19 protein-coding genes are annotated in these 23,839 nt (G+C 48.8%); 14 read left to right on the top strand and 5 right to left on the bottom strand.

The window, feature by feature from the left end; all coding sequences use genetic code 11:
* Nucleotides 1-395: 395 nt before the first annotated feature.
* Nucleotides 396-1,052 carry an OmpW family outer membrane protein gene (locus AB4875_RS13975; RefSeq protein WP_368376672.1) on the top strand — a complete coding sequence of 219 codons (657 nt, stop codon included), beginning with the start codon at nt 396-398 and terminating at the stop codon, nt 1,050-1,052.
* An 89-nt stretch (nt 1,053-1,141) separates the two neighbouring features.
* Entirely contained in the window at nt 1,142-2,008 is an 867-nt protein-coding gene (locus AB4875_RS13970) for a delta-class carbonic anhydrase (RefSeq protein ID WP_368376671.1), read from the top strand.
* Nucleotides 2,009-2,024: 16 nt separating this feature from the next.
* On the opposite strand, the gene AB4875_RS13965 is transcribed toward AB4875_RS13970, so the two are convergent.
* Both AB4875_RS13965 and AB4875_RS13960 read right to left on the bottom strand, forming a co-directional pair.
* Nucleotides 2,025-2,708: a response regulator transcription factor gene (locus AB4875_RS13965; RefSeq protein WP_368376670.1), complete on the bottom strand. Its 684-nt coding sequence runs from the start codon at nt 2,706-2,708 to the stop codon at nt 2,025-2,027.
* Nucleotides 2,705-4,264 (bottom strand): sensor histidine kinase, encoded by a 1,560-nt coding sequence (locus tag AB4875_RS13960; protein WP_368376669.1) that lies wholly within the window; start codon nt 4,262-4,264, stop codon nt 2,705-2,707. Before AB4875_RS13960 ends, AB4875_RS13965 begins: the two co-directional genes overlap by 4 nt.
* 454 nt (nt 4,265-4,718) lie before the next feature.
* On the opposite strand from AB4875_RS13960, the gene AB4875_RS13955 reads away from it, so the two are divergent.
* Together AB4875_RS13955 and AB4875_RS13950 are read left to right on the top strand one after the other, a co-directional pair.
* Nucleotides 4,719-5,447: a hypothetical protein gene (locus AB4875_RS13955; RefSeq protein WP_368376668.1), complete on the top strand. Its 729-nt coding sequence runs from the start codon at nt 4,719-4,721 to the stop codon at nt 5,445-5,447.
* Between the two features lie 486 nt (nt 5,448-5,933).
* Nucleotides 5,934-7,313: a DsbA family protein gene (locus tag AB4875_RS13950; protein ID WP_368376667.1), complete on the top strand. Its 1,380-nt coding sequence runs from the start codon at nt 5,934-5,936 to the stop codon at nt 7,311-7,313.
* 78 nt (nt 7,314-7,391) lie between these two features.
* Here the strand turns inward: AB4875_RS13950 and AB4875_RS13945 are convergent, their stop codons facing one another.
* Nucleotides 7,392-7,985: a TetR/AcrR family transcriptional regulator gene (locus AB4875_RS13945; RefSeq protein WP_368376666.1), complete on the bottom strand. Its 594-nt coding sequence runs from the start codon at nt 7,983-7,985 to the stop codon at nt 7,392-7,394.
* Between the two features lie 454 nt (nt 7,986-8,439).
* Between AB4875_RS13945 and AB4875_RS13940 the strand changes: the two genes are divergently transcribed.
* From AB4875_RS13940 to AB4875_RS13895, 10 genes are all read left to right on the top strand, one after another.
* Nucleotides 8,440-9,483, top strand: a complete 1,044-nt coding sequence (locus AB4875_RS13940) for a glutathione S-transferase family protein (protein ID WP_368376665.1) — start codon at nt 8,440-8,442, stop codon at nt 9,481-9,483.
* Between the two features lie 176 nt (nt 9,484-9,659).
* Entirely contained in the window at nt 9,660-10,784 is a 1,125-nt protein-coding gene (locus AB4875_RS13935; protein WP_368376664.1) for an acyl-CoA dehydrogenase family protein, read from the top strand.
* Nucleotides 10,785-10,820: 36 nt separating this feature from the next.
* Nucleotides 10,821-12,023 carry an acyl-CoA dehydrogenase family protein gene (locus AB4875_RS13930; RefSeq protein ID WP_368376663.1) on the top strand — a complete coding sequence of 401 codons (1,203 nt, stop codon included), beginning with the start codon at nt 10,821-10,823 and terminating at the stop codon, nt 12,021-12,023.
* Between the two features lie 119 nt (nt 12,024-12,142).
* Nucleotides 12,143-12,907, top strand: a complete 765-nt coding sequence (locus tag AB4875_RS13925) for an SDR family oxidoreductase (protein WP_368376662.1) — start codon at nt 12,143-12,145, stop codon at nt 12,905-12,907.
* Nucleotides 12,908-13,074: 167 nt separating this feature from the next.
* A complete protein-coding gene (locus AB4875_RS13920) occupies nt 13,075-13,923 on the top strand; it encodes a type 1 glutamine amidotransferase domain-containing protein (protein ID WP_368376661.1) in 849 nt (282 codons plus the stop codon).
* A gap of 47 nt (nt 13,924-13,970) precedes the next feature.
* Nucleotides 13,971-14,360, top strand: a complete 390-nt coding sequence (locus AB4875_RS13915; RefSeq protein WP_368376660.1) for a hypothetical protein — start codon at nt 13,971-13,973, stop codon at nt 14,358-14,360.
* Nucleotides 14,357-16,159 (top strand): arylsulfatase, encoded by a 1,803-nt coding sequence (locus AB4875_RS13910; protein ID WP_368376659.1) that lies wholly within the window; start codon nt 14,357-14,359, stop codon nt 16,157-16,159. The genes AB4875_RS13915 and AB4875_RS13910 overlap by 4 nt, the downstream gene beginning before the upstream one ends.
* A 239-nt stretch (nt 16,160-16,398) precedes the next feature.
* The gene (locus AB4875_RS13905) at nt 16,399-17,508 is read left to right on the top strand and encodes a glutathione S-transferase family protein (RefSeq protein ID WP_368376658.1); all 1,110 of its coding nucleotides are present in this window, start codon (nt 16,399-16,401) and stop codon (nt 17,506-17,508) included.
* A gap of 172 nt (nt 17,509-17,680) precedes the next feature.
* A complete protein-coding gene (locus AB4875_RS13900; RefSeq protein ID WP_368376657.1) occupies nt 17,681-18,910 on the top strand; it encodes an NADH:flavin oxidoreductase/NADH oxidase family protein in 1,230 nt (409 codons plus the stop codon).
* 360 nt (nt 18,911-19,270) lie between these two features.
* The gene (locus AB4875_RS13895; RefSeq protein WP_368376656.1) at nt 19,271-21,271 is read left to right on the top strand and encodes an alkyl/aryl-sulfatase; all 2,001 of its coding nucleotides are present in this window, start codon (nt 19,271-19,273) and stop codon (nt 21,269-21,271) included.
* A 49-nt stretch (nt 21,272-21,320) separates the two neighbouring features.
* Here the strand turns inward: AB4875_RS13895 and AB4875_RS13890 are convergent, their stop codons facing one another.
* Both AB4875_RS13890 and AB4875_RS13885 read right to left on the bottom strand, forming a co-directional pair.
* Nucleotides 21,321-22,421 carry a DUF2855 family protein gene (locus AB4875_RS13890; RefSeq protein ID WP_368376655.1) on the bottom strand — a complete coding sequence of 367 codons (1,101 nt, stop codon included), beginning with the start codon at nt 22,419-22,421 and terminating at the stop codon, nt 21,321-21,323.
* Between the two features lie 106 nt (nt 22,422-22,527).
* Nucleotides 22,528-23,550, bottom strand: a complete 1,023-nt coding sequence (locus tag AB4875_RS13885; RefSeq protein WP_368376654.1) for a glutathione S-transferase family protein — start codon at nt 23,548-23,550, stop codon at nt 22,528-22,530.
* Between the last annotated feature and the right edge of the window lie 289 nt (nt 23,551-23,839).

Below are 23,839 nucleotides of genomic sequence, written 5' to 3'. Positions count from 1 at the left end.
GTAAGCCCCGACCAATTCTTGGGGCTGAAAGCAATCGGGCGAGCTTGGCGCAGTAATTCTAGATGATGATACTGATTTGGGCTAGGGGGGCATCATGCCCCATATGGCTAACAGGTCAAAGTCCAAATTTTCAAGGTTCAGAAAAGTTAAAGCCTGACTTTTTTCACTCTTACTGTTATCTCAAGTCTGCACGTAGCGTCTTATTTTTTCTGCCTTGCAGGGGAGTAGATGCTAGGTTGGTAGTTTGAGATGTGACTCCGCGCGCCTAGCAATGCCCCTTAATGCTCTTCCCCCCCGCACCACTGCTTAATCTAATTTTAATGTTGGCGTTAAGAGTTATTTAGATACTTTCCTTAATATGGAATCTGTTTAGATAACTTACTGCGAGAACAAAAATGAAAAAGTCTGGTGTCACTATAGCGGTCCTAGCTTCCCTAGTAGCCTCACAACATGTCGTCGCATTTGAAAAAGGAGATCTAATAGCACGCGTAGGTATTGCAAATGTTAGCCCCGACGAATCCACCTCCAACGTTTTTGTCGGCGGCGCCGATCAAGGCGCTAGTCTTGAAATTGGAGATGATACCCAGCTGGGATTGAACTTCGCTTACTTCATAACGGACAGGATTAACGTTGAAGTACTAGCGGCAACACCTTTTAGCCACGATGTGTCATTTAGCAATGGAGCCCGACTCGGCGAGGTAACACATCTTCCCCCTACTGTTAGCGTTAACTACTACTTAAATTCGCCTAGTAGTGCCTTTCAGCCTTACGCTGGAATTGGCTTAAATTACACCTTTATTTATGACGAAGAATTTTCGTCGGAAAACGAAGCCGCTGGCTTGAGTGACTTGTCTCTTGATAATTCATTTGGCCTTGCTGCTCAGATAGGTGCCGATTATATCCTTGACGAAAAGTGGTTCATAAACGGCGCGGTGCGCTGGATAGATATTGATACTGAAGCTACATTTAGTGCAGGTGCTGATAGAGGTTCGGTGAGTACGATTGAGATAGATCCAGTCGTATATATGGTTTCAGTTGGCTATAAATTTTAAGAGAAAAGGCATAACACTCACTCATTGGGGGCCGCAGGGCTTTGAACTTAAACAGGCCGGTCCCCGTACTTTTTAAAGGAATAAATATTATGAAATCGATGAATATTAATGTTCAGAAAAACATTCTCGCTGTGGCTATCGGTGGCGCCTTAGTGGTGTCTATGTCAGCGTCGGCCAGCACGGTCAGTGACAGTGTGGTTGAGAAGCAGCGTGCTGCCCTAGAAGCTAATACCGACGGCAAGGGCTTTGGCCCCCAATCTCCACGAGATATTGATCAAGGCTATGGCGTGAATGAGCGAGTTTTTGGCACTGCGCCAAACCGTGCGCAAATGAATTTATGTAATATCCATTTTCATAAAAATGCTGAACACAAGGGCGGAAACTTTACTACGTATGCCGGAAACGGGGATGGTAAGGGGTCGGAAACCGGCTATGTATATGATGGCAAGCTGAGCTCCTCGCAACTTAAGCCGATCAAAGGTAAGGCGTGCGCGTCTAAGGGCGACCCATTACAATCAGGAGATACCCTTGAAGTTCACTTTGTGTTTTCCTCCGCTGATATTAAGCCCGGACCAACGCTTGGTGCATGTTTATCTGACAGCACGATGAATCCCGGCTTGAGGGTCGAAGGGCAGGTGATTGTCTTAGCGAATGACAAAAAGGCGATAGACTTTAAGGACCTTACAACGGTGAGCACCATAAATGGCTATTACCAGGCGCCAAATATCCCAACTGATACGGGCATACCGGTAGAGTATTTGGGTTCTACTACCGGTCCATCACACAATGAAACAGCGTCGCCCTTAAAAGTGAGCTGGAGCGTTAGGCCAGAAGTTGCGGTCGTGGATATTAACTCGGTAAAAGATTGGTGCGACGATAATATCTTTAAGGAAGACTATTCCCACGGGGTACGCAACTTGGTAGTAAATCCTAAGTTATTGTCACCCATCAACTAAAGTCTGCTAGTGATGACTAGGTGCTGCTTAAGCTAAGGCGATAACCAGTGCCGCGCAAAGTCTGGATAGTGATCGTTTGGTCACTATCCAGTTTTCGTCTTAGTCGACTAATATATACATCCACTATATTGGTGTTTGGATCGCTATGGGTTTGCCAAACACGACTTAGAATACGTTCCCTCGTTAATACTTTTTTCTGATTTTCAATTAAATATAGTAGTAGCTCATATTCAATTTTCGTTAGCGAAAGCTCTTCACCCTTTAGCATGGCAATTCTCTGCTCTAACAGCAATTCTAAACCAGCAAAGCTCAATGTATTTTGAGGGGATTTTTCTGCGGTGCCCAACAATCTGCGCAGCGCGGTAATACGTGCCAGTAGCTCATCAAAGTCGAAGGGTTTACACAAATAGTCGTCGGCCCCGGCCTGCAAGCCTTTCACCCTTTCACTGACCTCATCTAAAGCCGTTAACATTAACATCATCGGCGGCGCGGGCAGGGCTTTAATAGCGGCGATAATGGTTAAGCTATCTTCCGACCCAAATAAACGATCCAATACCACTATTTTTGGAGAGTGCTTCTTAATATAAGGCAATACTTCGTGTAGCTCATTAATAATGACACATTCATAACCTTCTGCCCGGAGACCGCGAGCCAAAAAATTGGTCAACGGCTTTTCGTCATCGGCAATAAGAATATTCATGAGGGTAACTCGGTAGGTAATATAACGGAAAAAGTCGAGCCTTCTCCTTGAATAGATTTGACGGTTATTTGACCCCCATGTGCCTCGACTATCGCTTTAGCAATGGGTAAGCCTAATCCTAAGCCCTCGTTAATACGACTAAAGCGTACAAAGCGTTCAAATATATTTTCAATTTCAGCGGCAGAAATACCTTCGCCAGTGTCTTTTACGGTAATGGTGACAAGTGACTCATTTTTGGTAATACCCACTTCTACCGCCCCGGCAGGTTTTGAATACTTGGTCGCATTGTCGAGTAAAATAGAAATCACTTGTTGAAAACGCGGCTTATCTATTGCTACGTCGATATCCCTCAGCGTTTCGTCTACTGTGAAAGTTATTAGTCTATCATCGCTGCGACGCTGCCAGCGGCCCACTTCGGCGCTAAGCAGAGTGACTATATTGAGCCTTTCTATTTGAAGTTGCAGTTGATGCATTTCTGCGCGGGTCAGGATTAGTAGGTCGTCAACTAACTTACTTAAATTTACGGACTGCTCTAAAATTGCCGATAGAGTCTCTTTATACTCCTCCTGACTTGCGGTTCTCATGCGTAAAGTGACCTGAGCTTCACCGCGAATAATAGTTAAGGGCGTGCGCAGCTCATGGGACACATCAGCAATAAACTGGCGTCGACGTGCATCAATTTTAGTAAGCTGTAAGTTAGCCTTAGTGAGTTCACTAGTACGCTGCTCCACATCAAGCTCGAGTTGTTTTCTTGATCTTATTTCATTGGCCTCGTGCTCTTTTAAGCGTTTGGCGAGCTGATTGATCGAGGTGGCAAGCTCTTCAAACTCCTGATCTAATTTCTCCGATATTGGTTTGTCATACTCTCCAGAGGCAATAGCATTTGTGGCACTGCGAATTAGAATGATGGGCTGGTAAAGCTGATTGAACAGCCAGTAGCAGCCATAAATAATAATAGAAAATGATATTAGGCCAAGTCCACCGGAGAACCAGACCATGGCAGTATTAAGTGTATTGATCTGTGCGTTTATAGTTGCAACCACCTTGCTTTGCCGGCTTACCGCTGCATTTATAGCTTCTCTAAATTCATCGTCAATCGTGACTTCCAGTAAGCTACGCAAGCGCTCCTGTTGGTCAACGGGCGCTTCTTCACTACCTGTAAAGACCAGCTGGAATCCTCGGATAATGACGTCAATGAGTAGCTCAAGCTCATCAGTGTCTTCAACACTCCCCTTGGTGTGTTGAACGCCGAGGGCCTCTCTCTGTTCTAATTCGAGCTGTCTAATGGTGCTTAGCGACTGACTAATTAAAGCGCGTTTATTGCGAACAATAGCTTGATTGGCACTTTGGCCAAGAATCACTTCATCGGTTAACTGTTTAAACAGTCGATATGAAATGCCTGAAACTCGCTCATGCTCAACCAATAAAGACTGTGCAATATTGCTTTGTTTTAGGTTTTTGCGATTAAGGTTGGCTGATAATACTGTGCTGAGAATAGCAAGTAGCAAGACCAGGGATGTGATCAGGCCAAAATAGAAAAGTTTACGCTTATACATATTGACCTACGTAAGATTAAGACATCATTAATGATTGATAATATAACAGCTAGTAAACGGCTCGAATGCTGCTAAAAATGCTTGTGATTCGATACGCTTTGTTAGCTAATAATAAGTATTAAAAATGCTATATAGCGGTGAGAAACTGCCGGTTCAAAGCGTAATATCTGTGGTGCTTAGTCTAGCAAGTTATGTAGGTCTAAACTAGCTGCCTAAAGCGTATAAATTTTCTGGCAACTGATTGAATTGAGTACCGCAAAATGGGGTTTTAAAGATCTTGAAATCACTCGTATAGCTATGATGATAGAGTGTATTATTTCATCCTAATTTAATGTGTTTTTAATGAATTTATCACTTTGCTTGGTTTATGATATTGACTCTTAATCCCTAGAGTTTTTAGCTAGGGATTTTTGCTTTTAATGTATTAAAAATATAAGACTATGGGGATGCTAAATTGAACAGAATATTGGCCGTCACGATCAGTTTTTTGTTACTAACGCCCGCAATGCATGTTAATGCCTCGAACACCTCTGGGGTCCATGGTCCGGGGGTGAAGGCGGGCGATCGTAGTATGCAGCTCCGTATAGCTTTGGCGCCTGCCGATGAAGATGGCCAAGAAGACAACTGGGCGTCGCGCTTGCATTATCAACATGCTTTTAATGACCAGTTCAGAGGCCGCATTATTCTGCAATATCGTGATCGTGGCGAATTTCTGTATGAGTACATTCGTGCAGAGATGCTTTATAACTTTAAAAAGCAAGTAGACGATGATATTTGGTCAAGCGGTGTGCGCTTCGATATCCGCCAGCGCAGGGGTGATAACCCGCAAATGTTTGCGGTTAACTGGACGAATCAATGGGGGCTAGCGAATGGTATCCGCATTCGTGGCATTCTAATTGGGGCATGGGAGTTTGGTAGCGACGAGGCGTTCACCGGTACTGAAATTGAGACCCGGGCTAGCATATCTAAGAAGCTTGATAGTGGAATTACCCTAGGTGTCGAGATGTTTAATGACTATGGTCGCCTTGGGGAGTTTGGTTCTTTTAATGAGCAGGGCCACCAGATTGGGCCGATGATAGGGTGGAGTTTCGGTGGTTTTAAGTATGAAGCACGCTATTTAGCGGGAGTGTCTAATGGCACTAGAGACCACAATTTTGGTATTCGGGCTAATAAAGCCTTCTGATCCGCCTAGCAGCCTTTCATAAAGCGCTATATTTGAGGGAGTCTTCAGTTTTCAGGGAGAATGGCTGATCTAGGCGCTCGACATTTATTGTTGCCCAATTTCTTTTCTCCTGTGGGTGCGGTTTTACTTTGGTTTTCGGGTTTTTAAAAACAAGGCATACGATGCCACTGCTCCCGCAATTCCTTGTCGCATGCATCATTTTTCCTGAATTTATAGCCAGCCTGCAGGCGGCGTCGTTGTCGCCTTTCGTATAATATTCGATTAGTCCCCCCGAGCGCGTTTCGCGAAGGTTTCTTTTTGGGCCTGTATGACCGCCTTTGCGATGAGATTTTTTATTGACGACTTTTTGAATTGCTTGCCAGTTGGTACAATTACGCTAATGACATTAATAGTGTCATTATATGTTTGGGTGGGTGCTGAGATGAGTGCTAGCACTGATGGCTGCCTTGAAGTGTTGTGTATTGATCGTATATAGGAATAAGAATAATGAGTGAAACCTTTAAGGATCAGGGTGGTGCGTCGACCTCGGAGCCAAGTCGACTGCGGCGGTGGGTGACGTCAAGATTGTTTATGACTCGTTTGGCGCATGCCGATTACCAGCGTAAATCCCGCGAAAAACATGAAAGGCAGCGTGCGAAGTCCGGATCGAGAGCGCTTATTGAATACTTTCATCAAGTAGATGATGGTTATAGCTATCTCGCCGCGCAGTTATTGCAGCAGTTTAGTGAGCGCTATGATGTGGATGTTATCTGTCATCTGGTGTCTGGCCCTATTGGTGATAATGCACCAGAGCCGGAGTTGCTATTGAGGTTGGCAGTTGAGGATGCCGGTCATATTGCGCCGCATTACGGACTGGAATTCCCTGCTGCGCAAAAATTGCCAGCGTGTGAGTTGGTCGAGCAGGCAAATGCGATATTGGCCAAGCAGGATTCGGCGGGGTTTATCGAGTGTGTGGTCGCCGTGAATACCGCGCTATGGAATCATGATCAAGCTGCCCTAACAGCGCTTGCGGATCACTTTGGTGCGCTGGCACCTGCAGATGCCGCTCGCCAAGTTGAGCAAGGCAATGCGCGGCGTACCGCGCTCGGGCATTACTCGGCGGCCATGTTTCACTACGGCAATGAGTGGTTTTGGGGCGTTGATCGTCTCTGCTATCTTGAGTCGCTCTTGGTTGAGCTTGGTCTAGATAATCGCTGGGGTGAGCCGCTACTTGCTCCCCGTAAAGATATTGAAATTGGCTCGCTGCGAGACACCGGAACCCTAACATTTGAAATCTACCCGTCGTTGCGCAGCCCATATACTGCGATTATATTTGATCGCGCCCTGGAGTTGGCGAGAACCACGGGTGTGAATTTAGTGGTTAAACCGGTACTGCCGATGGTGATGCGTGGCGTGCCCGCCACGCGCGAGAAGGGCACGTATATTATGCGCGACTGCGGTCGTGAGGCGAGGGCGGCAGGGACGGCGTTCGGTCCGATCTACGATCCCATAGGTCATCCCGTCAGGCAATGTTATTCACTCTATCCTTGGGCTTGTCAGCAGGGCAAGGGCAATGAATTACTGTCTAGCTTTTTGCGTTGCGCATTTGCTGAGGGTGTTAACACCAATAAACTTAAAGGTTTACAGCGGGTGGTCGAAAAGGCTGGCTTGGATTGGAAGGCTGCCCAAACGCATTTAGGTGACTCTGCTTGGGAGTCAGAGCTAGAGAAAAATCGCCTCGCGATGTACGACGCTGGTCTTTGGGGAGTGCCGAGTTTTAGGCTACTCGATGGCGAAGGTAAGCAGGTACTTGCACTTTGGGGGCAGGATAGACTTTGGTTGTTTGCTCGAGAAATTCAGAGACTACTCGCCGAGAGAAAGCACTAGCGCAATGTTTCTAATGCTTTAGGACGGATTTCGATTTTAGTCGTCAATGTTGGCGAAGACTGGTTCTATAGATGCTGCTTATTGAATAATCAGTGTCTTAAGTAAGCTGCTCACAATACTAATAGTGCTGCGCTTGCTTTGGCCCTGATGTTCCCGAAGTCGATTCCACATCTCAAACGACGCAATGGCATCAATGGCTTCGCGTGTTGATTGGGGTAAGTCTTTAATCTCTGGCAGCAAGTTATCTAAGTCTTTTCGCAGGCCGCGTTGACTGCGAGCATAATTTTTACGCAGTACATCATAGCGCCAGCGCTGCGCCGCCGCTGATAAAATAATATTGGCGATTTGCTCGTAAACAGCGGCATGTCGATCAACAGCATGATCAATACGTTCTTCCAGCGTACCATTGCGATCGCCGGTAAGGATGAGCATTTCGTAGTGGCTGCGAATGCTGTCGTCTACCGCTTCGAAGAGGGTGTTCATGTCTTCGAAATGCCTGAAAAAGGTGCGTATACCCACTCCGGCTCGATCTGAAATTTGCTGTGCGGTCGGTACCAGAATACCTTCTTCTAACAAGCTGAGTGACGCTTCAATAATGGCGGTGCGGCTGCGTTCTGTTCGCTGACGACGACCATCGCTCTCCGGCGAAATTTTCGAATTTGATGTAGTCATCTTGTATGCTCTGCTTACCTTATAGAACGGAGTTCGACGCCCTAAATACCGATGTCTAATTGTAACACTCAAATGCTGGGCCAATGTACGACGAAAATTATTTTGGGTCACTTTAGTGGCTGTGAATCTGCTGTCTCAAATAGTTTCAATCGGCTCTTCACCGGGATTTACCAGCAGCGCCGCGTCGCTTCAGGTTTGCCAATCAAATCAAGGTTAATGTTTACATGGGGCCGGTTCGCCCCGCTGCATCTTCTCGTCTAGAGATAAATTGAGTATAGCTTTAACATCTGGCATCAATTGTGACAATAGTATATTGTTTGCGGAGAACTGGCCCAACTGTAGCGCGTCTAATCATGATTAGGACGTCGCAGAGTAGAATTTAAATAATAGTACGTACTCTAAATGTGGATGCTTGTTGGGCTTGTCTGCCGAGACAGTATCTAGGAGGTTTAAGATGCCCATACGTGAACCCTTGCGCTTAATAGGCGCCACTGCATCGCCCTATTCATTAAAAATGATTGCCTTAATGCGGTATCGACATATTCATTATGCGGTGACCTGGGGAATGCCAGAAGTGGTGCTGGAAAAAATGGGTATTGAAAAACCTAAGATGGTTTTCTTGCCGACATTTTTATTTGAAGACGAAGCTGGCAAGCCAGTCGCCACCTGCGATTCAAGTCCCATTATTCGGCGCTTAGAGGCTATATATGATGGCCGTTCGGTCATTCCACCGGACCCGGCATTAGCCTTTATTGACTATTTGATTGAGGACTTTGCCGACGAATGGGTCACCAAGTATATGTTCCACTATCGCTGGTATCCTGAAGAAGATGCCGACAATGCCGGAACCTTGCTACCATTTTGTGCAGATATAAGCCTTAGCGATGCACAGGCAGCAGAATTCAAAGCCATGTTTACTAGTCGGCAGATTTCTAGGCTGAGTTACGTCGGTTCCAATGACATTACCGCGCCAGTTATTGAGGCTAGCTATCGGCGTTTTCTGCAGGCGATGGAAAAACATTTGAGCCGACAACCCTATATGCTCGGCCATCGCCCCGGAGCGGGCGATTTCGGCCTTTTAGGGCAGCTCACCCAATTAATTGGTGTTGATCCCAGTCCCCGTCGTATTGCCCATAAGCTATCGCCTCGCACCGTCGCCTGGGTCAATATTATGCAGGATCTTTCGGGGGTGAATCCTAAAGACAGTGATTGGACTCGCCTTGAGGATCAGCCTGATACCTTAAAGGGATTGTTGGCCGAAGTGGGTCGAGTCTATGCCCCTGCGCTGCTGGCCAATGCGGCTGCAGTGCAGGCCGGCGAGAAATCGTGGAGCACTGAAATTGACGGCGAACGCTGGGAGCAGCGCGCTTTCCCGTATCAGGCTAAATGCCTTGTGTGGATTAACGAAGCTTATCGCGCACTGGGTAATCAGGATCGCGCGAGGGTAGATAAAATACTTGAAGGCACCGCTTGCGAGACGATGTTGCAAGGAGTCTAGCCACACTCAAAAGTGGGGTGTTGTTTACTCATCTTTCAGCCTTAGTTTGACGTGTAGTGACTGCTTAGACCAGCTCGGCTTTTAGAGTAAACCGACTTACAATTTTTGGCAGTGAGTGTCAGTATCAGGTTTGGTATTTCCACGCTCAGTGTGATCTTAATTACTAAGGAATAATAATGACTGAAACCGCCCTTATGTTTGATTTAACACCGACCGAAGAAGAGAGCATGACCAGAGAGGTCATGCATCGATTCGCGCGTGAAGAAATGGCTCCCAATGCTCGCGATGCCGACGAAGCAGCGGCCTTAGCGACGGGGTTCCTTGATAAAACCGCTGAGCTGGGTCTGAATTTTATGCCGGTTCCAGATAAATTGGGCGGCGTTGGCGGCGGCCACAAGCCCATTTCCAATACCCTACTTACCGAAGATCTGGCGCAAGGCGATATGTCTATGGCGCTGGCCATACTCGCGCCTCTCGCTGTCATTAACACGGTGATGAAGTGGGGTAGTGAATCACAGCAGGCGCTGGTCGCCGCCACTTTGTTACAAGACACCTTTGTAGCTGCTGGGATCGCGCTGATGGAGCCCGGCATTGCTTGTGATGCTGAGAATCTTGCCACGACTGCGCATCAACAAGACGATGGTTCATGGCTATTGTCGGGTAAGAAAAGTCTGGTGCCCTTCGGCCCAGAGGCGAAGCTATTATTGGTGTTTGCGAATGCCGTATCTAGCGGCGGCGAATCGCTGGGCACGCGGGGTTTTCTGCTGGATAACTTCACTGTGGCTTGTGACTTTGAAAAAGAAGCCTATATGGGGCTGCGTCCCCTGCCACTTTACTGCTTAAGCCTTAATGATGTGCCGGTCTCTGGCGACGCTGTGCTGAGCGATGATTTTAAACTCCAGCATTTTCTTGGTTTAAGCCGTATTGCAACCGCTGCGCTTGCGGTGGGTACCTGCCAAGCGGTATTGGATTATGTGAAAGACTATGTGAATCAGCGAGTGGCTTTTGGCGAGCCGATATCCAACCGCCAGTCCGTCGCCTTTATGGTGGCTGATATGGCAACTGAGCTCGAAGGTCTGCGCTTAATGGTTTATCGAGCGGCCTCGCAAGCTGAGCAAGGTTTAGATTTTACTCGTACCTCTTACCTTGCTCATCGACAGGCAATTAAGGTGGGTATGAAAACTGGCACGGATGGCGTTCAACTATTGGGTGGGCATGGTTTCACACGGGAGCACCCTGTCGAGCTTTGGTATCGCAATCTGCGGGCGCTTCAAGTCCTCAGTGGCATGGCCATCGTCTGAGCTCGTCCCATCGCTAATTGAAAAAGGATTTATCACGTGATTAATTTAGAACTACCTAAAAATTTACAAGATTTAGATGGGCTTCTGCATCAATTTGCCGAGGGCGGCCTGCGGCCAATTTCGCGTAAGTACGACCTGCTAGAGCAGAGGGAGCTGCCAGAAGAGCTTGTGGAATTAGGGGCCTTGTTGAAAGTTGGATCCTCACCACAGGCGCCTAACGATAAAGACGCTCCCAAGGAAGGCAATCGCAATGGCAATAGCATGCGCATGGCGGTTGCCACCGAGGCAATGTGCTGGGGCGATGCCGGTCTGTATCTTGCGCTTCCGGTTATAGGGCTTGGGAATGCGGCCGTGCAGGCGGTGGCGACCGAAGAACAAAAAACCGAGTGGGGTGAGTTGTTTGCCGCCATGGCAATCACGGAGCCGGGCTGCGGGTCTGATTCCGCGAATATCAAGACCACTGCTGTTCTAGATGGTGATGAATGGCTTATCAACGGCGAGAAGATTTTTGTTACCGATGGTTATCGCTGTCGTCAGGTTGTTGTTTGGGCTTCCTTGGATACCTCAATGGGCAAGGCGGCGATCAAGTCCTTTTTGGTGCCGAAAGGGACACCCGGTATGACGGTGACACGGGTAGAGCATAAGCTTGGTATTCGAGCCTCGGACACGGCGCAGATTGTGTTCGAAAATTGCCGCGTACCCAAGTCTAGTTTGCTTGGTAGTCCTGACATCGCCACCACCGCAGCGGCTCGAAAAAAGGCATTTGGCGGGGTGATGCAGACCTTTGATAATACCCGGCCGCTGGTTGCCGCTCAGGCGATTGGCCTAGCGCGAGCAGCCTTGGATTTGGCTCAAGACCTACTTAAAGAAAGCGGTCTAGAACTTAAATATACTAAAAATTATCACCAACTCAGTGCCTTGGAAAATGATCTTTATGAGCTGGAGGCCGATTGGGAGTCGGCTCGCTTGCTTGTTCTCAAAGCGGCTTGGATGGCAGATAACCGTCTGCCAAATTCAATGAATGCGTCGATGTCAAAAGCCAAGGCCGGCCGGATGGGTAATACCGTTGCCCTCAAGTGTGTCGAAATCTGCGGGCAATTGGGTTATAGCCAAAGTGAGCTCTTGGAAAAATTTGCCCGTGACTCAAAGATTATTGATATCTATGAAGGCACTCAGCAAATTCAGCAGTTGATTATTGCTCGCCAGCTTTTGGGTAAAAGCTCCAGCGAATTGAAATAGCGCTGATGTCTCAATGGTTTTTTCACTCCCTTGAGGCATGTGTTTCAAGGGCCGACCCAGCGAAGTCTATTTATTATGACGCGGTGTAGTTAGCACTGAATTTTCTTGGAGAAGTGTTTGTGAGTACTCAATTATTTAATCTTAGTAAGAAAATTGCGCTGGTCACCGGTGCCAGTCGTGGTATTGGCGAAGCGATAGCCAAGCTATTGGCAGAGCAGGGCGCTCACGTCATTGTGTCTAGCCGTAAGCTCATCGATTGTCAGGCAGTTGTGGATAGTATTATCGAGGCTGGTGGAAGCGCTGAGGCGCTCGCTTGTCATGTTGGCAGTATGGATGATATCGGCCAGGCTTTTGCTCACATCCGCGAGACCCATGGCAGATTGGATATCCTGGTAAATAACGCCGCCACCAATCCCTATTTCGGTCATATATTGGACACCGATTTAGCGGCATACAATAAAACCGTTGAGGTTAATATTCGCGGTTACTTCTTCATGTCGGTAGAAGCTGGACGGTTGATGCGTGAGCAGGGCAGTGGGGTCATTATTAATACTGCCTCGGTCAATGCACTGCAGCCCGCCGCGCTGCAGGGGATATATTCCATCACCAAGGCGGCGGTGGTTAATATGACCAAGGCCTTTGCCAAAGAGTGCGCGCCACACGGTATTCGGGTAAACGCTTTACTGCCCGGTTTTACCAAAACCAAATTTGCTGGGGCCTTGTTCAGCAACGATGACATTTATCAGACCGCAGTATCCCAAATTCCTATGGGCCGCCACGCGGAGCCTGAGGAAATGGCAGGCACGGTTCTGTACCTGGTGTCTGATGCAGCTAGTTACACCAATGGCGAGTGTATTGTTGTCGATGGTGGCTTAACCATTTGATTGGAATATAGCGATTAGGATTTGAAGTCGACGGCTGAGGCTAGTGCAAGCAAGCGTGGAATAGATAATTAAGTCCCACGGCCGTTACTTTACTTAGTGTAATGACGATAATAAAAAGCGTTCAGTAATGTTCGGTTATCTGCGGCCATTATTGACGAGAGGGTGTTATGAAAAAAATAAAAATCACGGCTATCGTTATTGTGTCAGTCATCGCGCTCGTCGCCATCGCGCTGCCAACGGTGCTGAAAAAAGCAGGCTTACATCCTGATTATAACGGCGAGCACTATCAGTTTGCCGGTGGGCGGGCGCTTATTATTACCACCAGTCACGGCTTTTTGGCTGAGCCCGGATCTACAGAGGGCGATGCAACGGGTGTCTTTGCCTCAGAAATGACGCATCCATACTATGTCTTTAAGGAAGCCGGTATGGACGTGGATGTGGCCAGTATTGAGGGTGGTCAGATTCCAATCGACCCGCTGAGTTTTCGCCGGGTGATCCGCAGCGCGGAAGATGAACGCTTTCTTGAAGATACCGTGTTTCAGGCGAAGGTAAAAAACTCCATCGCCATTGTATCGGTCGATGCCAGTGACTACGACGTCATCTTTTTAGCGGGTGGCTGGGGCGCCGCCTATGACATGGGGTATTCTGAGTATCTCGGCCAGTTGGTCAGTCAGGCCTACTATTCCCCCAAAAAGACGATTATCAGTTCAGTCTGCCATGGTGCGCTCGGTCTGATTAAAGCCAAGGACAGCGACGGTAATCTCCTAATTAGCGGACGCCGCACTACTGGTGTCACCGACAAACAGATTAAAGAGCTTGGTATTGAGGTCACGCCGATGCACCCCGAAACCGAGCTGCGCAAAGCGGGCGCCGTATTCGAGGCCGCTACCGCCTTTCGCGATATTTTTGCAACGCGGGTTGTGGTCGATGGAGAGCAACGCTTCGTCACCGGACAGAATCAAAACTCGGGTTTGGAAACTGCACACACCGTCGTCAAATTACTCGCCGAGCGCTAGTGTTCGCCGAACAGTAACGCTTTTGCATACAGGCACAGGGAAAAAGAATGAAAAAAGTATTGAGACTTATTGTTGGATTTATCGGCCTGCTATTTTTGAGCATGGGGCTGCGTTGGCTGCTTGCACCGGCAGGTATTGCCGCGGAGCTGGGTATGCCTTTGCTGGACGGCGTCGGACGAAGTACCCAGATTGGCGATTTATCCGCATTTTTTATTACCTTGGGTCTTTGCGTGCTGATTGCCCTTAGCACCCGCAATTCACAATGGTATTACCCAGCCATACTGCTCTTAGGCCTTACTGCATTTGGGCGCATGATCGCCTGGCTAATCCACGATGCCGCTTTGCCACTGCAAATCATCGCGCCGGAAATTATCTTCAGTGTGATACTGCTGATAGCGGCCCGGGTGCTAAAGGAGTCGGTGGTCAGCAAGCCATGAAAAGTTATTCTATTATGAGTTTTTGTGCTGGCTTACTATGTGCGCTTTCCGCGACCTCGGTGCTTGCTGCGGAGGCGGTGCCAAAGGCGAAGCCCCAGCCAAAGCGTCCAAATATTGTGTTGATACTGGCGGATGATTTGGGCTTTACTGACCTCGCTTCCTACGGGAGTGAAATCAATACGCCGTCACTCGATGCCTTGGCGAATGAAGGCATACGCTTCACCAACTATCACACGGCGGCAAACTGTGCGCCGGCGCGGGCGATGTTGTTGACGGGGGTTGATAATCATCGCGCTGGGGTTGCCAATATTCCAGAAATGACCCCGCCACAGCAACGTCATCACCCGGCCTATCAAGGTGTCTTGGGTGACAATGTGGTTACGGTAGCAACATTGTTGGAAGGGGCGGGCTACCGCACCTATATGGCGGGTAAGTGGCATCTTGGTCAGACCCAAGACAAGCTCCCGAGTCGCCGCGGCTTTCAGCGAACCGTCGCCATGGGAGATTCTGGCGCGGATAATTGGGAGCAAAAACCGTATTTACCAATCTATGAAAAGGCCAACTGGTATGCCGATGGTGAGCCTATAGATTTGCCCGATGATTTTTATTCTTCGGAGTTTCTGGTTGATAAAATGATTGGCTTTATCGAATCCGATAGACCGCAATCCGAGCAACCTTTCTTTGCCTACCTGCCTTTTATGGCAGTGCATATGCCGGTGCAAGCGCCACAGGAATTCACTGACCGCTACGAAGGCGTGTATCTAAATGGCTGGACGGCGTTGCGGGAAGCTCGTCGGCAGCGCGCTATCGACTTAGGTATTGTCCCGTCTGATGTGGCGGCAGTAGACATGGATACCAGCAGAGACTGGGATGCCTTGTCGGAAGAAGATAAACGCTTTGAGGCCAAGCGCATGGCCGTTTACGCGGGTATGGTCGAGGCAATGGATTTTCATATCGGGCGGCTCGTCACCTATCTTAAAGACATTGGTGAGTTTGATAACACGGTTTTTATCTTCACTTCCGATAACGGCAGCGAGCCCAGTGGGCCAGCGGTACTCAATAATGTAAGAACCGGGATGATGTTGGCACGTCAGGATTATACGGCGGATTACGACACCCTAGGTTTGAAGGGAAGCTACGTTAATCTTGGGCCGAGCTTTGCCAGTGCCAGTGCCTCGCCGCTGGCATATTACAAATTTTATGTGGGCGAGGGCGGTTTGCGAGTGCCCATGATTATGGCGGGCAAACCCTTGGCGGTGCAGCAGAATCTCTCCAATGCCTTTGCCTATGTGGCTGATATTACCCCGACCATTCTTGCTTTGACTGGCGTTTCTGCCCCCGACGCTCGTTATGCGGGTAAACCGGTGGAACAAATAATGGGCAAGAACCTGCTGCCCTTGGCGACCGCTGAGCTAGATCGGATTTACTCAGATAGTGACTACGTCGGCTACGAGCTGGCCGGCCATGGTGTGTTGTTTCAGGGCGACTACAAGCTGGTTTATAACCGCGCGCCGGTTGGTGACAATACCTGGCGTTTGTTCAATATAGTGGCCGACCCCGGTGAGACCCGAGATCTCAGTGCTGAGCAGTCCGGGCGCTTTCAAGCCATGTTAACGCTGTATGAACAATACAAATTAGACAACGGCGTCCTCGATCCACCAAAGGGCTATAACCATCAGCATCAGGTTGTTCTGAACGGTCTACACGACCGCTTTCGAGCTCAGCTACTGCTGGGCTTGTTTATGATCGTTATTGCTGTGGTTTTTATTGTGATTGCCAAACATCATCGCAGCCGCTGAAGCGTAGATAAAAATAAGCACGCAGGAGCTGGGCGCAGAATCACGCTCAGATGACATGGGCTGTATGGGCGCTGCGGACAAAGCGTGGCGCTGCCAGCTCCACGTCATATTTACTTATTACCGATCGCGATACCGGATATCCCTCTAGCTCGGATGGCGGCGAGTCTTGGAAATCACTATCAAGGCTTGCCGATAGAGCGATCGACGGCCGTCTTGAAATTCTTATAAGGTAAAAGATTATGAAGAGCCAATACAAATACTACGGATGGCAGGCCTCATATTTTGCAGGAAAAATACGCGGTTATTTAAACTATAAGGGTGTGGATTACGTCGAAAAAAATATCAATATGATTGATATGTTGGTGACTCTCCCTAAACATACGGGCCGGCAAGCCATGCCAGCGCTAGAAACCAAACAGGGTGAGTGGCTTTGTGATACACCACTGATTATGGCGGAGTTGGAAGAACGTCATCCACAGCCTCCAGTGCTGGCTGAGGGGCCAGTGCAGAACTTTGTAGCTGAGCTGTTTCAAAATTGGGTGGACGATGCCTGGATACCAGTGGCCTTGCACAGTCGCTGGTCGTACTCAGAAAATTATGAAAATCTTCTTCGTGAAGAAGGCGGTAAAAGCTTATTGCCGTTTGCGCCGCGCGTAATACGAAATAAAGTCACAGATAAAGCTTTTTTACAAAACATGGCGCGGCATCTCCCTAGCACGGGGGTGGTGCCAGAGCAGCTTGCTCTGCTGGAGGCCTGGACGAAGAACCTATTAGATTTGTTTGAGATACACTTTGGCGAGCATGGCTATCTATTGGGTGAGCGGCCGACAGTTGCAGATTTTGGCTTGTTGGGACCTATGTTTGGCCACTTAAACCGTGACCCATGGCCTAAACGTGAATGGTTGGACCGACGGCCTAATTTGCAAAAATGGGTGGAAAAAATGGCTCGTGGAGATAAGGCATCGGGCGAGCTATTAGAGCATGATGAAATACCGCAAACATTGATACCAGTGATTAAAATTATCTTCACTGAATATATGCCCTTTATGGACAAAACCGTTCAAGACCTTAAGGGGATTATAGCGGCTAAACAACTTAGATCAGGTGATAAACTGCCTCGTAGTACCGGGCTTGTTGAACTTAAGATGATGGATGCCCAGTATAAGCGGGCCTCCTTTAGCTACTCTTTATGGCGCATGCAGCGCACCCAAAAAATAGTGGCGCAATATTCCCAAGCAGATAAAGAGTGCTTGAATGCATGGCTGTCGAAATTGGGACAGGCGGACTTTTTGACCGTGGATTTTGGGTGTGAACTCAAACGCCATGGCTTGGTGGCTGCCTTAGCGTAAATGCAGTTTGAAGAAGAGTTCACGGTCGATTATGATTGGAAATCGATCGTCTGCTGGTCATTGCTTACTTAGTTATTATTTGCGTCTTCATTCACAGCGCCTTCACAGCTGCCATTTTCTGGCATTTTTCAGGGGATATTCCCCGATTTAATTTTTCAAGTACGGAGTACCCATGGCCACTTTAAACGACGCATTTACCCTTCCCGGCGGAAGCACACTCATTAACCGCATAGCTAAATCAGCGATGAGCGAAGCCTTAGGTACAATGGATAATCGCGCTACCGATAAACTGGTGCAGCTTTATCGAACCTGGGGTGCGGGTGGCACGGCTTTACTGTTTACCGGAAATATAATGGTTGATCGTCGCGCGCTAGGCGAGCCAGGTAATGTGGTGATAGAAGATGACCGTGATATGGATACGCTGAAAGCTTGGGCGGCAGCGGGTAAAGAAAATGGCGCCGAAATTTGGGTGCAATTAAACCACCCCGGTCGGCAGTGTCCCAAAGGCTTGAATAAAGAATCAGTAGGGCCGTCAGCTGTTGAGTTTAATAAGTCTATGCAGGCGTTTTTTGAAACGCCGCGTGAACTGACCGCGGAAGAAATTGAAGATATTATTGCCCGTTTCGCCAAGGCTGCGGGAATTTGTCGTGAAGCTGGTTTTAGCGGCGTGCAAATTCATGGTGCCCATGGCTATTTGGTTAGTCAGTTCCTCTCTCCGCATACTAATCAACGCACCGATCAATGGGGTGGCAGTACCGAGAATCGCCGACGCTTTGTGTTGGAGATATTGAAGGCGATGCGCGCCGCGACTGCGCCTGACTTTCCTATTGGTATTAAACTTAATTCCGCAGATTTTCAGCGCGGCGGCTTCACCGAAGAAGAATCTTTAGAGGTGATGTCGGCTCTCACCGATGCTGGAATTAACTTGATTGAAATTTCTGGTGGCACATATGAGGCGCCAGCAATGACTGGCGTGCGTGAGTCTACTCGCAAGCGTGAAGCCTACTTCTTAGATTTTGCCGATAAAGTCCGTAAACGCATTCCTGAAACACCCTTGATGGTGACGGGTGGCTTTAGAAGTGCCGCTGGTATGAATGAAGCGCTGGCATCTGGGTCGCTAGATATTTGTGGAATCGCGCGGATACTCGCCATTGAACCTGATGTGTCACGGCGCTTGCTCGCTGGTGATAATCCCCGTCAAACCGTAAAGCCAATCAAAACCGGCATTCCCTTGGTGGACAAGATGGCTATTATGGAGGTCACTTGGTATACGCGCCAGCTGCACAGAATTGGAAGTGGTAAAGCCCCACGCCCCAATGAAGCGGCACTGAAAGTGTTTCTTATTAGTGTTTGGGAAACGTTCACCGGTATGAGAAAAACCCGACGATTGCGCGCAAGTTAGAACCAGCGATGGGGGTGGTGTAACAGCTTTGACCTTGCGTCGCCCCAAGTTATGCCATGCGATGCTGCCAAGCATCGCATGGCCAGTATAATAATAATGTTAGACAAAAACGCCTCATTGCCTGCTATCGAATTTAGCGTCTATGAGTCGCTCTATCACCCGCGCACTGGCAGTCGATTCCTCCTGAAGTTCTTAATCTTTACTAAGCCACAATCATTTTGTGTCTCTGGTGTAGCGGGGGTAAGGTTTATGCATTAGCCTAGTATTAATGCGATGACTGGCTTGCTCTTGAGCTTGCTTTGCGGGTGTACAGTCTCTAAGGTTATTTACAAATAATAATTTGGCGATGGGGAATAGGCTATGAATAAGATCACACTGTTGGCTGCGATGGGGCTGTGCGCCGGAATGACTTTGCTTGGTGCCTGCAGTGGCAGTGATGCGCCGCTAGAACGGGCTGCAGATGCCGATGAAAATGGCAGTACACCAGCCACGACATACACCGCCGATATCAATCGCCAAGTATTGCAAGAACTGCCTTTTGCCGATGAGCAGGATTTTATTGAGGCCCAGCGAGGCCTAATTGCCAGTGACGATTCACTCACGGTTCGCGGTAAAGGGGATAAGATTATATGGGATCAGCCGGCCTACAACTTTATTAGCGGTGAGGCTCCCGACAGTGTCAATCCCAGCCTGTGGCGACAGGCCAAGCTCAATAATATCCACGGACTGTTTAAAGTCACCGACGGTGTTTATCAGCTGCGGGGGTTTGACCTCGCCAATATGACCATCATTCAAGGTTCGAGTGGCTGGATTGTGGTCGATCCTTTGACGACGGCTGAGACAGCTGCGCGGGCGGTGGAGTTTGCCCGCCAGCATCTTGGTGATAGTGCAATCTCAGCCATACTGTTTACTCACAGTCATATCGATCATTTTGGGGGTGCCTTAGGGGCGCTGTCGGCAGCCCAAACCAAGGCCGCTGATATTCGGGTAATCGCTCCGGCGGGATTCATGGATGAATCGATAAGTGAGAATGTTTTAGCAGGGCCGACCATGAATCGCCGTGCAGAGTATATGTACGGTATGCCACTGCCGAGAACGCCGCGAGGTCATGTTGATAGTGGCTTGGGCAAAGAGCCAGGTATTGGCACGGTGGGTATTTTAACGCCCACCGATCTAGTCGATCACACTGGTCAAAACCTACTTATCGATGGTGTTTCTTTTGTCTTCCAAAATGTTTCTGGCTCAGAGGCCCCAGCCGAGTTCACCTTTTATTTGCCGGAGAAAAAAGCATTTTGCGGGGCGGAATTAGTTTCGCGAAATATGCACAACCTCTATACCTTACGCGGCGCTAAAGTTCGTGACGCATTGGCCTGGAGCAGTTTTATTGACGAGGCAGCAGAAATCTTTGGAGAGGCTGATGTCTATTTTGGCAGCCACCATTGGCCGATCTGGGGGCAAGCGCGCATCGCTGAGTTTTTAGAAGTCCAAAGTGACACCTATAAATATATTCACGATCAAACCCTGCGCATGGCTTATAAGGGCTACACGCCGATAGAAATCGCTGAGCAGTTGGAGTTGCCCTCTGCGCTGCAGAAAAGTTTTTCAAACCGTGGCTACTATGGCACCACTTCCCACAATTCGCGCGCGGTCTATCAAGGCTATTTCGGTTGGTACGACGGTAATCCTGCCAACCTTAATCCATTGCCACCCGAGGATATTGGGCGCAGATATATTGCCTCTATGGGCGGTGCAGATAAGGTCTTAAATATTGCCCGGCAAGCGTTTGCTGAGGGCGATTACCGCTGGGTTGCAACGCTGCTTAATCATCTGGTATTTGCCGAGCCAGAGAACAAAGAGGCCAAAGCCTTGCTGGCGCGTAATTATGATCAATTGGGGTATCAAGCCGAATCGGGTCCCTGGCGCGATGTCTACCTTACTGGTGCTCACGAACTTCGCCATGGTAAAACGGGTAAGACTCAGGACCTGAGTGTGGCTAAAGACATGGTAGTGCACTCGCCGCGCTCAAATTTCTTTAATGTCATGGCGGCGCAATTGAATGGCCCTAAAGCCGACGGTATGGAAATGACGATTAACTTCGTATTTACCGATCTAGGCGAAACTCACGTCTTAACACTGAAGAATTCGGTTTTGCATCATCGTCAGGCAGAAGCAGATCCCGATGCAAACGCAACGCTCAATATAAGTCATGATTTGTTTTTGGATCTTGCTCTAGGGCAGGGGGACATGAAAGATCTGCTATTTTCTGATGAGTTGTCTATCGACGGCAGTAAAATAGATCTGGCCCGATTTTTTGCGCTACAGGACAAACTTAAAGGCGTATTTTCTATCGTCACGCCCTAAGTGTCTGAGTGCGGCTGCTAACAATTGTTAGCAGCCGCATCGCAAGGCCTTAGCTACCAGCAAGCATTGACGCCATAATGCCGGTGCTGCCCGACACTTTGTTATCAAGCAGATCCTGCCATGCCGTATTCACTGCCTCGGCGCCGTTAATCCACTCGACCTCTACGACATCTTTGACCTTTAAGGCGACCTTAAAGCTGGCTTCCATAGCTTTTGTCATGGCCACGCCGTGGCCCCACTCTTGATCTCGCTTGGCAATCTGGCTGGGCGCAAAGAAGAAGCTGGGTTTGGCACCAGGCAATTCGCCGACGTCGCCACTACTTTCCCAGTGACTAGCACCGACCATGCAGCTTTCAACCATATTGGCGCCCAGATGGTGGTGAAGTGCGGTGGTCAGTTTCGTATCGCCAGACATATCCACGTAGGCGGTGGCTAGGGTGTTGTCTATCTGCGGCTCTTCGCCATACAGAATGATTTGGTCGCAGCAGGCTAAGGAGTCGACAAATGCTTTATTACGAGCTGAGGTGACGCCAATGACGGCCTGTGACACCGCCGAGTCGTTGTGTAACATCATGGCCAACCCGAATCCGGTTTTGGATGATGCTGACCCTATTACCACTTGCTGCGCGCCAAAGAAATCATTATCAATCAGGTAGTCGTAGATGATGAAAGAGGTGGCGAATAGGGGGAATAGCAGACAGCGCTGATTTTCAAATTGCTGTACAAAGTCAGGTTCTGCCTGTGTCCGCCGGTAGGAGCTGTAAAGACTTGGGCCAGGCAGATCGACGCGATGCGCGGCAACGTCTCTAAAATACTCGGCTTTGATTTTCCCGGGTTCGAGAATGGCATGGCTAGCCATAGGGAAGAAGCCCCAGAGACGCTCACCCACTGCAATATCGTGGCACTCAGATGTCACCACATTCGCACAGCCCCACACCGGCACCTTGCCCCAGTTATCTGCGGCGGGGTAGAACTTCCAATAGCCGATCATATCCCCCGAAAGTGCATAACTGACATTGTTGGCCGTAAGGGCAAACTTATCGATGGCGACGAGAATCTCCCCAGCTTTTAAAGGGCGGCTGGCCTCGCTCACTATTTTGGTGTTGCGATAGTTGCCGCGATCAACCCATAACTCGGTGCATTGTGTCATTGCCTTGTTGTCCTTATTTTAATTTATGGATTTGAACTTGCTCGGCTGAATCTCATCGATTGAAAATATTCACCTGAAGTTCGTCATCTAAGAAATGCTCACGCAGTCATGGCTGTGCCTGTAGGTGGGCCAGACAATGAGTGTCTTGGAGAAAATCAGTGAGCCCACGGTTGGACGCTGCGACCTTAAATTTCTCTTTAAGGATGTCGAGACTGCTGGCCGGATACTTGAAGGTTTTTTGATAGTATTTTTGATCATCCATATGTAGTTCGGTCTGCTTTTCACCGGCCTTATATGCTTTGGCATTGGCCACGCTCCAGGCAAGAAAATGCGGGCCGACCTCGCGCTCAAAAATGGGTTTTAGGGTGGCAGTCAAGGAATCAAGGGATTCGAACTCACCCTCAATACTTGGGTGTTCCATACGTTTGATCCATGCCACAACCGAGGGCGCGCGCTGCTCGATTATTGTCTCGCAACTGGCGTCAGTCCAGGCCTGCCAGAGTTGTCCCCAAAGTCCAAAGTCAGCGAAAGCCGGGCTGCCGCCAAATAGATACGGGCGGGTTTTGAGATGGGCTTCCAGCATATCGATCAGCTGTGAAAATGAGGCAATCAGAATAGGTGCATTGTTTTCATTGGCACCAGCAAAGGCCATTCGCGGCACCATTCGTTTAATAATGAAGCGCGCGGCAATTGGCGTCATGATGGGCGCGAGCAGCTTAAAACCTTTGCCCTCAACAACCCCGCGCCCCAGTGACGTGCCCCGTCGTTTCTGGTCAGCTGGATAGCCCCAGCGATAGTGGAACATCAGTTTGTTCACCCACTCATCGCCATACTCTTCTAGTAATTCGGACAGAAATCGCAGGGCGGGGTCCGGCGGGTGGAGTGATCGCTCTGGATGTTGTTCTTCTAGCATTTCCAGTATGGGTGTCGAATCTTGCATGGCACTGCCAGTGGGCAGCAACAAGAGAGGAATTAGCGGTACCTTGGCGTGTTGCTGGTATAGGGCCTGATGTTTAAAACGATCCATCCACTCGAAGGGAAGATTTTTGTAGCGTAGCGCAGATCGTACTTTCAGCGAGTAACCCGACTCCGGTCGGCCCATTAATCGATAGGGTGTATTGGCGCTCATAAGGGGGCTGTCCTTGAAACGGTGTTTTAAATTACTGTCAGGGTATAGATGTTTAATACCTTATTTTTCTTGTCGGTATGTAGCGCTAAACTCGGTAGCCAAGTTAGCAATATGGCATATATTCTTTCAATATGTGGATGATTTTGGCGTTCTTTAGCCATCGACAAGTTAATTTACCAGGCTTAGATCGCTTTGCTGCTTGAGTTTTACCCTTGGCGTGAAAACGGCCATTAGCGGCTTATTGAGCAGCTGCGGTTTATAAACTTGCCTATGGGGTGGTGCATGGAGC

The organism is Zhongshania sp. R06B22 (genome assembly GCF_040892595.1).
Taxonomy (GTDB): Bacteria; Pseudomonadota; Gammaproteobacteria; order Pseudomonadales; family Spongiibacteraceae; genus Spongiibacter; species Spongiibacter arctica.
Note: the sequence above shows the minus strand (reverse complement) of the source record. Positions and strands in the feature narration are given on the sequence as shown.